This is a genomic window from Veillonella sp. LMAG:90 (assembly GCF_008679445.1).
GTDB lineage: Bacteria > Bacillota > Negativicutes > Veillonellales > Veillonellaceae > Veillonella_A.
On record NZ_NAND01000001.1, the window covers coordinates 2,189,607 to 2,205,000 of the forward strand.

A 15,394-nucleotide genomic window follows, 5' to 3' on the forward strand; every position below is an offset into this window, starting at 1 on the left:
AATAGTGGACATTCGTCTATTAGTCATGACTATGGACTTTTCATATATTCTATGTTAGAATAACAGACAGATAAAAGCTTTTAGTTTTAAAATTTAGTAATACACAGTCTTACCTTGTGTCACCGGATGCGGGTAAGCGGCATTAATGCATCAATGCGTCTATCGTAGGTCTTAGAAGATAGATACTTTGGTGTGTTTTTTTTTGAGGTAGCAAACGTATGGAACAACCAATTTCAACAACACTATTTGATAAAATAAAACACTTTGTCGCGTTAACAATCCCCATTATTTTGACGCAATTCGCTATAACCGGCGGATCCTTCGTATCAGTAGTCCTTACGGGCCAATTCAGCACGGTGGATTTAGCCGGCATGTCTGTAGGCTTTAATCTATGGACAGCCTGTTATTTCGGCATATTGGGGATTCATCTGGGTATCTCCCCTATCATTGCACAGCTCTTAGGCGCGAATCATAAAGATAATATCCCTACAATTATATATCACGGGCTTATTTTAAGTGTCTGTTTCTTTTTACTCTTAATTTTCTTAGGCGTAACTGTCCTTGACCCATTATTATTAAGTTTGAATTTGGAGCCGGCCGCCTACGAAATTTGTTGGCTCTATTTAAAGGCCATTGCTTGGGGCCTGTTGCCACTTATTTTAACCTGTGTCTTGCGTAATACCGTCGATTGTCATGGTTATACACGCTACACCATGTATATTATCCTCTGTGGCCTGGGTGTTCATATTTTCCTTGATTACGCTCTTATACTCGGTTATTTCGGCTTTCCTGCCTTAGGAGCGCTTGGTGCCGGCATTGCTACTACTGTAGCTTACTGGTTTAATTTCTTAGCCTTCGTAACTTTATTACTCTTTGGCAAAACTTTTAAAAATTACCGATTATTCCGTAAAGGCTTCACTTTTGATTTTACCTACATTCGAGAACAATTACGTTTAGGTATCCCCATCGGGCTTGCCATTTTTGCAGAAAGCAGTATTTTCAGCCTCGCTGGCATTGCCGCCACCGTTTACGGTACTAAAATTATTGCCGCCCATCAGGCTGCTATCAGCTTTACATCGTTATTCTATGGTGTGCCTTTAAGCATCGGTATTGCCGCCACTATCACGGTAGGTTATGCAGTAGGCGCCAAAAACTTACTAGCTGCCAAAACCTATTCTTATATCGCCCGTGGTACAGCTGTAGTATTAGCATTAAGTATTTGCCTCTATACCTTTACAAATTTACCGCGCATCGCCGGTTACTATACCAATGATCCGAGTATGGTAGGATTAATCGGCAGCTTCCTTAGTTACGCCGTATTTTTCACGGTTATTGACGCTTTAGGAACACCAATTCAAGGTATTCTACGCGGCTATAAAGATGTGCGCATCATCTCGATTATCGCCATAAGCAGCTTCTGTGGTACCAGCATTCCCATTGCTGCCTTCTTTACCTTCGTACTAAACTACGGGCCATACGCCATTTGGATTGGCCTCTTAGGCAGTACAGCCATCGCCGCCACCCTCTTCACATGGCGCGTCTGGTATATCCAACACAAAAAGTTTAAAATCATAAATACGTAAAAACTAAGATTAGTTTAGACAAATTGAGCTACCACTTATAATTTAAAATAGAAAATAAAGCGCCTCAGCCAAAATTGGCTGAGGCGCTTTTAGTTATGTACTATAAAAATTTACTGCAAACTCCGGACGCTATTTTATTTTGCACCATAACGTTAGTGCGCTTATTCTACCTTAAGTTTATTGTGCTTATTTTCCTTAAGTTTATTGTGCTTATTTTTCTTTCAAATAAGATTCAATTAAAGCGCCCGTAAAAGCAATGCCATTAATCATATCCTTTTCGTCAATATTGAACTTAGGATTATGATGCGGTGCCGCAATATCGGAACCTAAAATCATATAGGTACCGCGTCCGCCATTGCCGATTACCCGTTCCAAGAAGTAAGCGCAGTCTTCACTGCCGCCCCCTTCATTGGCTAACGGTACATCTTTAAAGATACCTAAATCTTTGGCAATAACCTGTACTTCTTTAGCCAAATCTTCTGAGTTAATGCAGGCCGGCGCACTGCCCATTTCTTTGATGTCCACTTCATTTTCATACATAGCGGCCGCACCTTTTAACACTTCATAGGCTCGTTTGCAGATATAATCATTAACTTCACCGGTAGCACCGCGCGTTTCTATCTGTAAATAGGCTCTGTCCGGAGTAACGTTACGACCTGTGCCGGACTCTAAAACGCCTACGTTAATACAGGAGTTACCTTTGGAGTGACGAGAAATGGCTTGCAAGTTTAAAGCCGCCGTACAAGCTGCCAATAAGGAGTTTTTGCCAAGCTCCGGCGACCCGCCTGCATGAGAGGAGTAGCCTTTAAAGGTTACGTCTAATTTAGTCGTAGCCAAGAAGCCGTTATTTAAACAAGCAAGGCAACCGGCAATATTCTTATTAATCCCGATATGCATGCCGAAGAAGATACCTACATCATCAACAACACCGGCATCAACCATGGATTTCGCACCACGAACCCCCTCTTCAGCAGGCTGTAAAATCAATTTAAAGGTGCCGTGGAGCCCTTCTTTATGAGTCGTTATATATTCGGCCAAGCCTAGGGCCATTGTTAAATGGGCATCATGACCGCAAGCATGCATGGCTTTTTCATGCTTCGATACAAACCCTTCTTTAACCGGTAAATGATCGTCTGCCGTGGATTCCATAACATCATTGGAGTCGATGTCGGCACGGAAAGCTACCGTAGGCCCCTCGTCATCGAAATGCAAGGTCGCCACCATGCCGGTAAAACCATATCCCATGGCTTCTACCCACTTTGGATTAGCCCCTTCTTGAAGGGCTCGGTCCATGGCCGCTTTCATAACGGCGTCTTCAGGCACACCCATACGCGATTCGGCCTTAACAACCTCTTTGCCGACTTTTAAATCATAACCTAATTCAGTCAAGCGATCAGCTGCCATAGCGGCCGTCCGATATTCCAACCAACCCGGTTCCGGATGTTGATGCAAATCACGCCGCATAGCTATAAATTTTTCACGATTATCGTTGGCAAATGCAACACTCTTATATGTACTCATGTAAACCACGCCTCCCTAATGTCTTAATTACGAGTATTTTTCAACTGCTACCTTTATCTTACCACACTCCGGGGACATCTGTAATCTCATAATATAATTTAAACGGTCTTTTGATATATCGAATACGAATAAATATATAAAGAGCTACGGCTGAATATTAAAGGAAAAGCACCGCCATACAAAAAGAAAAGCGCACCTTGCGGCACGCTTTTCAAAATCTCATTATAATCCAATCGAAGGCTCTAATGAGTCAGTATTTAATTAATAGTGTAAATCGTCAGGGCTTACACGATGACGGAATGTCCAGTAAGTCCAACCTTGGTAGATTAATACGATTGGCACAAAGATAAGTGCTACAATCGTCATCAACGTCAACGTATATTCGGAAGACGAAGCATTTTTAATCGTTAAGCTCCAAGCCGGATTTAAGCTGGAAACCATGATACGTGGGAACAAACCTGCAAAGTAAGCGGCTGTTACCGAAATAATGCTCAAGCAGCTGAAAGTGAAGCCAACGCCCGGACGACGTACGCGGGTGAAGCCCCAAGAAATCAAGAAGAATACGATGCAAAGAGCAAACGCAACTGTTGCAATCATGCTGTTGAACAAATCAGTGAAGTAGTAAGTAGCCCCTACTAATACGAGAGCGCCTACTGCAGTAATCACGCCTTCTACCAAAGCGGTAGCACGTGCACGTTCAGAGATAGGACCGGTTGTTTTAATAGCCGTATACAAAGCACCATGATAAACGAATACCAAGATGAATGCCAAACCACAAAGGATTGTGTAAGGGCTAAGTAAATCGAAGAAGCCGCCTACGAAGTTCATCTGAGCATCAATCGGAGTACCTTGAATCAAGTTACCAACAGTAACGCCCCAAAGAAGAGCCGGAATTAAAGAACCGAAGAAAATGCAATAATCGAAAGTTTTACGCCATGCAATGGATTTGTCTTTACTACGGAATTCGAATGCTACGCCGCGAGCAATTAAAGCAGCTAACATCAAGAATAAAGCCAAGTAAAAACCACTGAACAAAGTAGCATAAACATGTGGGAAGGATGCAAATGTTGCACCACCGGCCGTAATCATCCATACCTGGTTGCCGTCCCATACAGGACCAACGGTATTGATCATTTGACGACGTTCCACATCAGTTTTACCTAAGAATGGAAGCAAAATGCCTACACCATAGTCAAAGCCTTCAAGTGTGAAGAACCCGGCGAATAATACGCAAACGAGGATGAACCACACTACGTCTAAGTTCTGTAAAATTACTTCCATAATGCTGCCTCCTCTCCTTCGATATCATGAGACGGATTGCCTTCAGGACCTTTTTTAATGTGTTTAACCGCTAAATAAAGTGCTGCAATCGCTGCCAAAATGTAAACAGCGGAGAAACCAATAATGGTAGTCCAAACTTCAGCAGCCGTTACAGTGCTGGATACACCGTCAGCTGTTTTCTGTAAGCCGTAAACAAGCCATGGCTGACGACCCATTTCAGCAACATACCAACCGGTTGCGTTAGCAATGTAAGGGAATGGTAACATCCAGAATACGAGTTGTAACATACCGCGTGATTGTTCCAATTTGCCGGCACGGTTCATTGCGAAAGCAATGATAGCTACCAACAATACCAAAGAGCCGGAGAAAATCATAGCACGGAATGTCCAGTACATGGACGTTACATGTGGGATATAGTCCCCAGGACCATATTTTTGTACATCAGCATTCTGAAGGTCTTTCATACCTTTCATTTCACCGTTGAAGTCATCAGTAGCGATGAAGCTGAGTAAACCAGGAATTTCGATAGCACTGTTAGTTACCTGATTTTTTTCATCAATCGAAGCAACTAAACTGAAAGATGCACCTTTAGTTGTGTCCCAAAGACCTTCAACGGATGCAATTTTCATAGGTTGTACTTTAGTTACATACTGGCCATGTAAGTGACCGGCACCGGCAACCAAAACACCACCGATAATTGTGAAAACTAAGCCCCATTTAATAGAGCGTTTGTAGAAATCTACCGCATTATTGCGGAGAATGTGCCAAGCACTGATAGATGCGATGATAACGCCTGCAGTCATAAGACCGGCAAAGAAAATATGGCTGAATTGGCCCGGTACATAACCGTTGCTCAAAATAACGCCGAAGTCCTGCATTTCTGCACGGCCATTACGAATCACATAACCAACCGGATGCTGCATAAAGGAGCTGGCCACCAAAATCCAGAAAGCGGATAAGTTGGTACCGATAGCTACCAATACGGCTACAACCGCATGAGCTTTAGCGGACAATTTGTCCCAGCCAAAAATCCAAGCCCCCATAAAAGTGGATTCAAGGAAGAAAGCTGTTAAAGCTTCCAAGGCAAGAGGTGCGCCGAAGATATCACCCATGAAACGGGAATATTCAGCCCAGTTCATACCGAAGTGGAACTCCTGCACGATACCGGTTACAACACCCATGGCAAAATTGATTAAAAATAATTTCCCCCAGAACTTTGCCATTTTTTTGTACACTTCATTGTTTGTCGATACATAAGTAATTTCTAAACATGCAACGACTACTGTCATCCCTAGTGTAACAGGAACGAACAGCCAGTGATAGATCGATGTCAAGGCAAATTGCCATCGAGCTAACAGTAATGCTTCCATCATACGTAAAACCTCCTCACTTATAAATCGCGCGCTTGCGCCTTCGATGGACAAACTCTCTGTAAATGTATTTCTCGCTCACGTTTCGCCAAGGTTTCAAAATCCACAGCTTGTAGTTCCTTAACTAAATGGCTTTGAATTTGACAAAATTGCTCTTGTACCGAACAATTACCGTGACAACCACGGGAACAAGTTTCACTATCATACAAACACCGCTGCAAATAGGTTGCCCCTTCTACAGCTTCTATAACATCTAATAAAGTGATTTCTTTAGGTTTACGTGCTAAGGCAAAACCGCCATCTACACCGCGGAACGATTGCATAATATTGCCTGATATTAAATTTCTCATAATTTTGAGAAGAAATCGATCCGGAATTTTCTGCGCTTTGGCGAGCTCCCCGCCGGTAATTTTAGTCCCATTCGGCAGGAGCGACATATGCAAAACCATACGGAATGCATAATCTGTTGCTTGGTTAAGTTTCATTGTGACCCCCTAAATCCTAATTCGAATCATTATCCCAATAATTCGCTTTCCCTTTTGTAAGATTGAACAATACAATCTTAGTATACATTGAGTTCACAAAAAAATGCTCAAATCTCGAGCATTTTTTCTATTACTTACATTATAGACAATACAGTGTGTAATTGCAATAACACATCTATTCAATTTTACAAGATATTCAGCGAATTTTTATAAAATTTCGCGAATCATATCGATTGCTAAATAGGCTATGCCTGACATAATGGCACTTAACGGAATGGTCACAAACCAAGCTAATACCATGGAGCGCGCTACACCCCAGTTTACGGCCTTAACACGTTTAGCCGTCCCTACCCCCATAATCGAGCCGCTCACAACGTGTGTGGTCGATACCGGTAAGTGTAAGAAAGTAGCGGTAAAAATCGTAATGGCAGAGTTCAAATCGGCCGCAAAGCCGTTGATGCTTTCTAGTTTAAAAATCTTAGTACCCATGGTGCTGATAATACGCCAACCGCCGGCTGCCGTACCTAAGGCCATAGCGGACGCACAGGCTACTTTTACCCAAGTCGGTACATCTAAAGTATCGATATAACCGCCGCTGAGTAAGGTTAAGGTAATAATCCCCATTGCCTTCTGCGCATCGTTGGAACCGTGGGAAAACGCCATTAAGGTCGCGGATAATAACTGCATATTGCGGAATCTGTCATTCAAAGCAATCGGCGAGAAACTACCGAACAGGAACAATAAGATGTGCATGATAATATAACCTAAAATCATGGCAATAATCGGCGATAACACGAGTGATAAGAAAATTTTACCGATGCCGTTAAAGTTAAGGGCTTCATGACCGACAGCTACCATAACCGCCCCGATAACACCGCCGATAAGGGCGTGTGACGAAGAACTCGGAATTCCGTACCACCAGGTGACCAAGTTCCAAATGATAGCTCCCAAGAGGGCCGCACTGATAACTTCCGCATTAATTAAATTGGCGGACATAACTAAATCACCGCCGATGGTCTTAGCTACACCGGTACTTACGAGGGCCCCCACGAAATTGAGGACCGCCGTCATCATAACCGCTTTTTTAGGTGAAATGGCTCGCGTCGATACGGATGTAGCAATGGCGTTGGCCGTATCATGGAACCCGTTAATATAATCAAAAGCCAATGCTAAGAGTACCACCAGCCATACAAACCAATGATCAAGCATACTTCAACACAACCCGGCGGAATGTACCGACCAAATCCTCGCAACCGTCAATGACTTCTTCCATGGAGCTAAGGATTTCCTTCCATTTGATGATTTCAATCGGATCTTTACAATCGCGGAATAAAATGGCCATTTCTTCATGATATACGGCGTCAGCTTCTTCTTCCAGACGAAGTACTTCAAGCACGCGGCCTTCTACACGAACATGATTCTTCTTAAGGCTATTCATATAAGAAATGGATTTTGTAATATGTTTTAAGCATTTCTGCACAATTTCAATTAAACGGATAGCACCTTTGGTAGGTTGACCTACGTTATACATACACATTTTATCCATAATGTCTTTCATACTATCCAAAGTAATATCCAACTGTTCAATGAGTTGTTGAATGTCTTCACGATCCATTGGGGTAATAAAGGTGGACCGCAACTGTTCAATCGTTTGGTTTACCAATTGATCGGCTTCTTTTTCTTTCTGGTCGATTACGCGGAGTGCTTCTTCTTTAGGTAATTCATTTTTAAATGCCTGCTCCATAACAACGGATGCGTCATGGCATAGTGAAACATGATTATTTAAAATGTTGAAAAATTTTTCTTCCTTGCCTTTTAAATGAAAAGCCATAATATCCTCCATAACATATGATTGTGGTACTTGCTATTTATTGATTTCAAAAACTAAGTGACGAATTTCAGGCAATACTAATTTGGTCATGCCGAGTGTAACGGCGCCAACCGATCCGGGCAATGAAATAAGCAATACATCGGAACTTACACCGGCCGTTGCTCGCGACGCAATGGCTCTCGTACCGATATCTTCGGTGAAGCTTAAATATCTGAATAATTCGCCAAATCCCGGGATTATTTTAGTGCACAGTGACTCCACTGCTTCAATCGATACATCACGCTTGGCTATGCCTGTACCGCCTGTTAAAATAACAGCATCCAGACTTTCGATTGCAATCCAACGTTGCAATACTTCGGAAATTCTTGTAAAATCATCAGGTACAATCGTCCTGACTTTTACAATATGGCCTCCTTCCTCGATTAGTTGAACAACCGTGTCGCCGCCCTTATCGGTTTCCGGTGTACGGGTATCCGATACGGTCAAAACGCCGAGTACCAAAGGTCGTTCTGAGACTTCTTGTAAGGACATGTTCGACTCCTCCACACAAATACATTTTACACTATCTTGATAATTTACAAAGCCTTTACTCTTAGTATAACACGAATTGGCAATCGTGGTTAACAACATTACACTTTTCATTTGTAAAGTTTATGTAAAAATTGAGTTTTTGTAATTCTCAGATGAACTATTGTCAATGAAAATGCAAAAAAGCCTACATCCGAGGTGTACATCACCCCAGATGCAGGCTATTTTTTTAGCTATTTGCCGGTTGTTCGGCAAAATGTATTAAATTTTGAGTTATAGGACAAAAAATGTGTGTAAAAAGTGCTGTAAACCTAGATAGATACTGGGTTTATAGCACTTTTATCTTTTTTTGACAAAGATAAAGGGTGGACAAAAAGTGTGTGTAAAAACATGCTTGAACCCACATAACTACTGACTAAAATGGTATTATATCTTCCTAAATAAAAACATAAATAGGAGGATGATTAAAATTAAACAAGTAGTTTGCCCTGATTGTGGTCGAAAATGTATAAAACACGGTATATTGAAATCCGGTTCTCAGCGATGGTTTTGTAAGCACTGTAAAGTCGCTTTCACTAACAAAATTAACACCGATAGTCATGATCTAAAGTTGTTTTTGAAGTGGTTATTTAGTAAACAGTTGCAGCAGGATATGCCTGGAGGAGGACGTACATTTAGACGTAAAACCGCTAAATTTTGGTCCATATGGTGCCTTCCACCAAAGATTGAGGAAGTATATGATGTGCTTTACTTTGACGGCATATACCTAACGCGTAAGCTCTGTGTACTTATTTGTTGTAGTAAGGACCATGTGTTAGGCTGGTATGTTTGTAGATATGAGAACTCTAGAGCTTGGCAGGCATTAATGGACCGTATTGCTCCTCCGCGTGTTGTTATCTCAGACGGCGGATCTGGATTTGCTAAGGCCTTAGCAAAGAGGTGGCCGACAAGTAACCATCAACGCTGCTTATTTCATGTTTTTGCACAAGTAAGAAGGTATACAACTTCTGCACCAAAAACAGTAGCCGGCAAGGCCTTATATGAACTGGCAAAGCGTTTATTTAAGATTCAATCGATAGATGATGCCTATACTTGGATTGATGGATTATTAGCTTGGAGAGAAGAGTTTGATGACTTCTTACGTGAAATGACAGTTGACGAAAATGGGAATAAAAGGGCTACTCATGAACGCCTCTTAAAAGCTGAGGCAGGACTTTTACGATTAATTAGAGATGAGACTCTATTTACCTACCTGACGTTTGTAGATATTACCGTACCTACAACGAACAATCGACTGGAAGGAGGCGTTAATGCGCAACTTAGGGGGATGTTACGAGACCACAGAGGATTATCCTTAGAAAGACGATTAAAAGCGGTCTATTGGTGGTGTTACGAGCACTCACCTAGACCGCTTCCTGTTGCTGAAATATTAAAATGTATGCCTACAGATAAAACAATCGCTGCTACTTACCGTAGGATAATGCGGAATAACCGTCCTGATAATATCTTACCCCAATGGGGCGATGCCATTGTCTGGAATGAGTTCCATATGTCCACGGAATTTCCAATTTATTGGGATTAATTTAAAAAAGCCACACACACTTTTTGTCCTATAAGCCTAAATTTTTTCACGATTTGATTATTTTTTTACACGAACACGTTCTACCGTCGGATTACCATCTTTGTCCGTATGAACGGCATCTACTGTGAAGCGTTCCAATTCAGGGGCAAATTCGGTAAGAATCTTATCCGACAAAGTAGCACCGTTGAGCATGGCATCGTATAGCATTTGAGCAAATTCATAACGGGTCAACGGACGATCGCCGGCAAAGTTGCCATCCGCATTGCCCTTAATCATGCCGTTACCGGCGAGTACGGCAACGTATTCATAGGCCCAATGATTCTGCGGTACATCCGGGAAGAGTTGCAGTTTGGATGTATCAATCTTACGACCTGCATTGGAGTCGAGCATCGCTGATTTCAGAGCTTCCAATTCTCGGCGTAAGTCTTTAATTTCTTTGGCCATGGCTACCTTGGAGGTAGACACATTGTTGCCTTGACCGACTTTAAGGGAAATCCCCGCATTTACCATGCTGTTACCGTTACCTATCGTACCGCCTACGCTGAACATAGTGTCTTCGTTAGGACGATAGAAAGCACCTAAGGCTACGGAGTTTTCACCACGATAGTGACCGTAACCGGCAGTAACGTCCCATTTATCATCCGGATCGAAGTCTAATGGGTGTAACGCTGCCAAAGCGGCGGCACCGGCACCTACTTTGTCGATACGGTTGTCTAATTCGTTTACTTTGCCGCCGAGGTTAACGATAGCGTTGCTGTTATTGATAACTTGTTCATTCACGCCTTGAAGTTGTTCTTCAGTAGCGGCACGACCTACGGTTGCAAAATCTTCGGCCGTTAAGGTAGTATTCGTTAAGCCTGTTACTTCACCGTCAGCACCGTTTAAAGCAATAACCCCGACTTCACCCATACCGGTAGTGCCGTTAAGGGATACGGCTTTACCTTCTTCAGTGCCTAAGTTGAATGTACCGGCTTCACCGTTAATGACGGCTTTTGTATTACCTTCGCCGATAGTAATCTTATTGTTAAGACCGAATTTTAATTTTGCATTGTCTTTACGTACAAATACGTTCTGGTTGCCTTCCGCATTTATGTAGCCGCCAAAGTCTATGGTAGTATCTTTACCTACTGTTGTTTTGTTTTCTTCATTGGCGGTTATGTTCCAGCCCGTATAGGCACTGTTTTTAATATCTGTAATGGCTGCATTTAATTGTTCTTCCGTAGCAGCACGACCTACGGTTGCAAAGTCTTTACCATCAAGTTTTACATTGGTTAAACCCTTAACTTCGCCGGTAGAACCATCGACATTTACACGGCCTATATCGGCTTTGCCTGCTTGGCCATCGATTGATACATTTTTACCTACATTTACAATAGCACTTGTGCCATCAATTGCTACTTTGTTGTCTCCGGTGCCTACTTGTACTGAAGCATTATCTCCATCGATAGTTACCTTATTGTCACCGGTACCAACATTAATTGAAGTATTAAGGTCAAAAGTTAAATTAGTATCTTTCTGAGCTACGACGATATTCTGATGACCGGTAGTGTCTTTAACACCGGAGAAGTCTACTTTACCTTTGCTGGCTACGGCAACACCATCCGCACCGTTAGCAGATACAGTCCAACCTTTATAGGATTTTTGGTCTATATCAGACATAGCGGCACTTAATTGTTCTTCCGTTGCGGCACGGCCTACTTTGGCAAAATCTTCTACTTCAAGTGTTTTATTTGTTAAGCCCGTAATATAACCTTTAGTGCCGTCGATTTTAATAGGGTTGCCGGCACCGATAGTAACGACATCGTTCAACTTAATGTTATAGTCCGTTACATTTGTTGTAGCATCTTCTGTCGGTGTTAAAACGAAGTTATCATCCACACTTACACTGGCACCTTTAGCATTAACGGTATATTGTTTTTTACCGTCAGCATCAGTACCGGGCTCTACTGAAGCAATATTTGTCCCTGCTAGCACACTACCACCGGCGGCCGCAATTTGATCGGTTAAATCATTGGTTAAGTGATAGATTTGTTGACCGTTGATGGCGTCGTAGGAAGTAGCAGAAATACGACCTTTGGCTACGTTGATGATACGGCGTTTATTAGAAGAGTCACCAACAGAGAGAATACCATAAGAACCGTCCTGATCGGAGATATTCCATTTTTTATTGTAGAAATCACCTAAATCAGTTTGAAAAGTTTTTAAATTTGCCGACGTAAAGATATCAGTTGTTTTTACTTTGCTGCTGTAACCTAAAGCCGTACTGTATTTTGTATCAGCTTCAACAGCTGAACTTCTGCCAATTGCCGTGCCACCGGAGCTACTAACCTTAGATTCAGAGCCAACAATGGTAGCCCATTTTACATTGTCCGGAACAACTGATTTATACCCACCGATAAAGGAGTAATCTGCGCTAGTACCAATGGTTGATTCCGCCCCTATTAAGGTACCATAATAACTACTGCTCTTCGTTTTATAACCAACTAATGATGAACGATCAGAGCGTTCGGCAATTTCGGCTTGGCTACCGATTGCCACACTATATCCGGTGTTAACTTTAGTATGATAACCCATTGCAACTGACCAGCTAATATTACCAGGTTTTGTAGTTACTGCCGCCCCGGTACCAAAAGCAAAGTTATCTGACCCGGTAGCATTAGCCCCAGATCCAATTGCGATTGAGCTTGTAGAATTGGCTTTAGCACCAACACCAACAGCAAGACCACTTTGTGCACCATCTTTAACATTTGCGCCATTACCAATTGCTATACCATTTTCAGCACTTCCGCCGACCTTAGATTGAAAGCCAAGAGCAACTGCATAGCGACTAAAATTTTCTTTATCGATACCAATTGTTGCCTCATTACCGAGAGCAATACTAGAGCGTCCCGATACAGATGATTCATATCCTACTGCAGTACCATACCAAGTGCCATCAATAACTTTTGCAATAGAACCTACCGCAGTACTGTGAGGAGCATCAGACCCAATACTAGTACCGGTGCCTCCAATTGCAAGAGATTAGTCAGATTGAATACCAATCGTCACCTTATGGCCCATAATAGTAGTCCAGTCAGTTTCGTCATCAACTCTAGTGCCATCTGAACCTATAGCAATCGAGTGATCTGCATTATCACCTATAGAAACTTGATTACCTATTACAATATCAACTCCAGCAGAGTAGACATCATTCCCTATTTTTGAATTGTACCCAAGAATAATACTTCCCGGTGATTCATTCGTATTTTTAGAACCGATAACAACCGAATTATTACTTCCAGGGCCTCTTGCGATTGTTTCTCCATCTCGAGGGAGTGCACCATTCTTAATTTCATGGCCTATAATTACAGACCCATCTGTATTTCTCCCGAATTTCATACCATTACCGATAGCAATAGAATCATTAATTCCTTGGGTTACGTTATTGTTACTCCCAATAAAAATAGATCTGCCAATGTGCTCCGTAGAAGTATTATTATTTCCAAAAATAAGTGTATCTTTATATTCTCTATAAAAGCCATTGGGTTTTGTATATATTTGATTATTATTGCCAATAATCCATGAGTACTTTGTTACAGAAATGGCATTACCATCCCCGATAACATAATCATAGCCACTTGAAGATCCCAATGTATTCGTATCACCGGTAACCTTATTATTTCTAGTATTTACCGTATTTTCATCACCGAGTACTTTATTATTTTCAGCATACTGCCCCATTGTGTTTGCAGTATCAATATGGGCCGTAAAATTCCCTTTGCCATCAGTAGCTGTCGTCCATGCTCCGTTAGTAGCTGCATCTACACTCATTCCACTTATACCAGCAGTTAGTGCCAAAGTGGCTAGCAACACTCCAACCTTACGAACTGCCCCTACAGAACTACTGGAATTCTTTGTACATTTGCGTGCCAATTCAGATACTACAACATACTGATTGCTTACTTTACTCCATATAACCTTGTAAATCCTATTCATAATCGTTCCCCTTTATCCCTCACAACGAAATAAATAAGTAATCTTACTGTACTGCTATATCATCCTCCTATTATTTTGTTAAAACTATATCCGGCATTAATTATTAATGCTTAATACCATAAAACAACTAAATACCATATTCTCCATATTAATTTGAATTCTATTATATTTCATCTTAACTTTATAATAGCATCAAAATTTAAGTGATTCAACGATACTATTCAGTTTGTGAAATTTTAATGTCAAAAATTATAATATTCAACTTATTATAAAATCAATTAAGTAGGAATAGTCTTGATTTATACAGTTTTATTTATTTTATACGATGTGATGCAATAGTGATACATTTATCAAATAAATCTCCATATTATTAAAAAATCGGATAATGTATTAACTCACAATTTATATTATTCTTCATTGTTAGCTCATTATCCTTCTTTCGTATTGTACATTGGTAAAGTTTAGCGTTCTATTTGTTGATTAATAGTGTATAAAATAGCAATGGTTAATAAAAAACACACCGGAGAAGGTGTGTAGGAAATATTATTCTATTTATAGTGCAGAGTATAGTGACTATTAATAGTAATACTGACTTAGAGGCATACAGCATTGCTTCGCTTGGTGGTCTTAATTAGTGACCAAGAGGGCTAGAGGGAAAAAGCGCTATTGATTTAGGGCGTGACCGCATTGCTTAGCTCGCTGCGGTAGTAGGAATACTATCATTTGATGCTAGGGGGCTAGTGGCTTAATGCTCTATTGATTTAGTGGCATACCGCATTGCTGCGCTCGCTGCGGTAGAGGAAGCTAGTAACGCAGTGTACGTACCGGCTCAATCAGCGACTACCTATGTGTTCGGGCCTGTGGATTTTTCTTCGAAGAATCTTACGGTCTGAACTAAGAGATTCGCACCTATTTGTGCGTCGCTTCGCTCCTTCAAATAGGGCTCACTACTTAACGCCCCGAACTACGCGATGCTCTATGTTTTATGCGTCGCTACGCTCCTTTAAAACATGAGCCCTGCGTATCCCACGCCGCTATTGTACCTTTTACTGCCTGCACACCTCTACAATGTTGGCTGGAATCTCTCAGAGTCCGTTATCATTTGCGACTACACTATCATTCTCGCCATCGCTTCGCTCAGCTCGAAAGAAAGTGATGCAATACGATTTGTGCGTCGCTTTGCTCCTTCAAATCGTTTGCCCTACTTTTCCCAAGGCCAAGGCCTGGTCGGATAGGTA

At 41.6% G+C, this 15,394-nt stretch carries 11 protein-coding genes and 1 pseudogene; 2 read left to right on the plus strand and 10 right to left on the minus strand.

All coding sequences use genetic code 11. The features are described from left to right. Positions 1–218 precede the first annotated feature (218 nt). Positions 219–1,583 (plus strand): MATE family efflux transporter, encoded by a 1,365-nt coding sequence (locus tag CCC71_RS09715; protein ID WP_021841735.1) that lies wholly within the window; start codon positions 219–221, stop codon positions 1,581–1,583. 210 nt (positions 1,584–1,793) lie between these two features. Here CCC71_RS09715 and CCC71_RS09720 read toward each other — a convergent pair whose 3' ends face one another. From CCC71_RS09720 to CCC71_RS09750, 7 genes are all read right to left on the minus strand, one after another. Next, positions 1,794–3,104: an amidohydrolase gene (locus CCC71_RS09720; protein WP_296333537.1), complete on the minus strand. Its 1,311-nt coding sequence runs from the start codon at positions 3,102–3,104 to the stop codon at positions 1,794–1,796. Positions 3,105–3,365: 261 nt separating this feature from the next. Continuing rightward, complete coding sequence (gene cydB / locus CCC71_RS09725; RefSeq protein WP_021841737.1) at positions 3,366–4,385, minus strand: cytochrome d ubiquinol oxidase subunit II; 1,020 nt, start codon at positions 4,383–4,385, stop codon at positions 3,366–3,368. After that, positions 4,376–5,758, minus strand: a complete 1,383-nt coding sequence (locus CCC71_RS09730) for a cytochrome ubiquinol oxidase subunit I (RefSeq protein ID WP_021841738.1) — start codon at positions 5,756–5,758, stop codon at positions 4,376–4,378. The genes cydB and CCC71_RS09730 overlap by 10 nt, the downstream gene beginning before the upstream one ends. Before the next feature lie 17 nt (positions 5,759–5,775). Continuing rightward, the gene (locus CCC71_RS09735; protein ID WP_021841739.1) at positions 5,776–6,240 is read right to left on the minus strand and encodes an RrF2 family transcriptional regulator; all 465 of its coding nucleotides are present in this window, start codon (positions 6,238–6,240) and stop codon (positions 5,776–5,778) included. 207 nt (positions 6,241–6,447) lie between these two features. Further along, a complete protein-coding gene (locus CCC71_RS09740) occupies positions 6,448–7,449 on the minus strand; it encodes an inorganic phosphate transporter (RefSeq protein ID WP_021841740.1) in 1,002 nt (333 codons plus the stop codon). Beyond that, entirely contained in the window at positions 7,442–8,071 is a 630-nt protein-coding gene (locus CCC71_RS09745) for a DUF47 domain-containing protein (protein ID WP_021841741.1), read from the minus strand. Before CCC71_RS09745 ends, CCC71_RS09740 begins: the two co-directional genes overlap by 8 nt. 33 nt (positions 8,072–8,104) lie before the next feature. Beyond that, positions 8,105–8,602 carry a MogA/MoaB family molybdenum cofactor biosynthesis protein gene (locus tag CCC71_RS09750; protein ID WP_021841742.1) on the minus strand — a complete coding sequence of 166 codons (498 nt, stop codon included), beginning with the start codon at positions 8,600–8,602 and terminating at the stop codon, positions 8,105–8,107. Positions 8,603–9,068: 466 nt separating this feature from the next. Between CCC71_RS09750 and CCC71_RS09755 the strand changes: the two genes are divergently transcribed. After that, positions 9,069–10,181: an IS1249 family transposase gene (locus CCC71_RS09755; RefSeq protein WP_296333589.1), complete on the plus strand. Its 1,113-nt coding sequence runs from the start codon at positions 9,069–9,071 to the stop codon at positions 10,179–10,181. 57 nt (positions 10,182–10,238) lie between these two features. On the opposite strand, the gene CCC71_RS09760 is transcribed toward CCC71_RS09755, so the two are convergent. The 3 genes and pseudogenes from CCC71_RS09760 to CCC71_RS10895 form a co-directional block, all read right to left on the minus strand. Next, positions 10,239–13,193 (minus strand): YadA-like family protein, encoded by a 2,955-nt coding sequence (locus tag CCC71_RS09760; protein ID WP_319016765.1) that lies wholly within the window; start codon positions 13,191–13,193, stop codon positions 10,239–10,241. A 9-nt stretch (positions 13,194–13,202) separates the two neighbouring features. Next, positions 13,203–13,991 (minus strand): hypothetical protein, encoded by a 789-nt coding sequence (locus CCC71_RS09765; protein WP_226981855.1) that lies wholly within the window; start codon positions 13,989–13,991, stop codon positions 13,203–13,205. A 33-nt stretch (positions 13,992–14,024) separates the two neighbouring features. Then, positions 14,025–14,156: pseudogene (locus CCC71_RS10895) on the minus strand (ESPR domain-containing protein); the annotation flags it as partial. Between the last annotated feature and the right edge of the window lie 1,238 nt (positions 14,157–15,394).

Coding starts and splice junctions, on each gene's coding strand:
- CCC71_RS09715 (WP_021841735.1), top strand. CDS start 219: ATGGAACAACCAATTTCAACAACACTATTTGATAAAATAAAACACTTT.
- CCC71_RS09720 (WP_296333537.1), bottom strand. CDS start 3,104: ATGAGTACATATAAGAGTGTTGCATTTGCCAACGATAATCGTGAAAAA.
- cydB (WP_021841737.1), bottom strand. CDS start 4,385: ATGGAAGTAATTTTACAGAACTTAGACGTAGTGTGGTTCATCCTCGTT.
- CCC71_RS09730 (WP_021841738.1), bottom strand. CDS start 5,758: ATGATGGAAGCATTACTGTTAGCTCGATGGCAATTTGCCTTGACATCG.
- CCC71_RS09735 (WP_021841739.1), bottom strand. CDS start 6,240: ATGAAACTTAACCAAGCAACAGATTATGCATTCCGTATGGTTTTGCAT.
- CCC71_RS09740 (WP_021841740.1), bottom strand. CDS start 7,449: ATGCTTGATCATTGGTTTGTATGGCTGGTGGTACTCTTAGCATTGGCT.
- CCC71_RS09745 (WP_021841741.1), bottom strand. CDS start 8,071: ATGGCTTTTCATTTAAAAGGCAAGGAAGAAAAATTTTTCAACATTTTA.
- CCC71_RS09750 (WP_021841742.1), bottom strand. CDS start 8,602: ATGTCCTTACAAGAAGTCTCAGAACGACCTTTGGTACTCGGCGTTTTG.
- CCC71_RS09765 (WP_226981855.1), bottom strand. CDS start 13,991: ATGAGTGTAGATGCAGCTACTAACGGAGCATGGACGACAGCTACTGAT.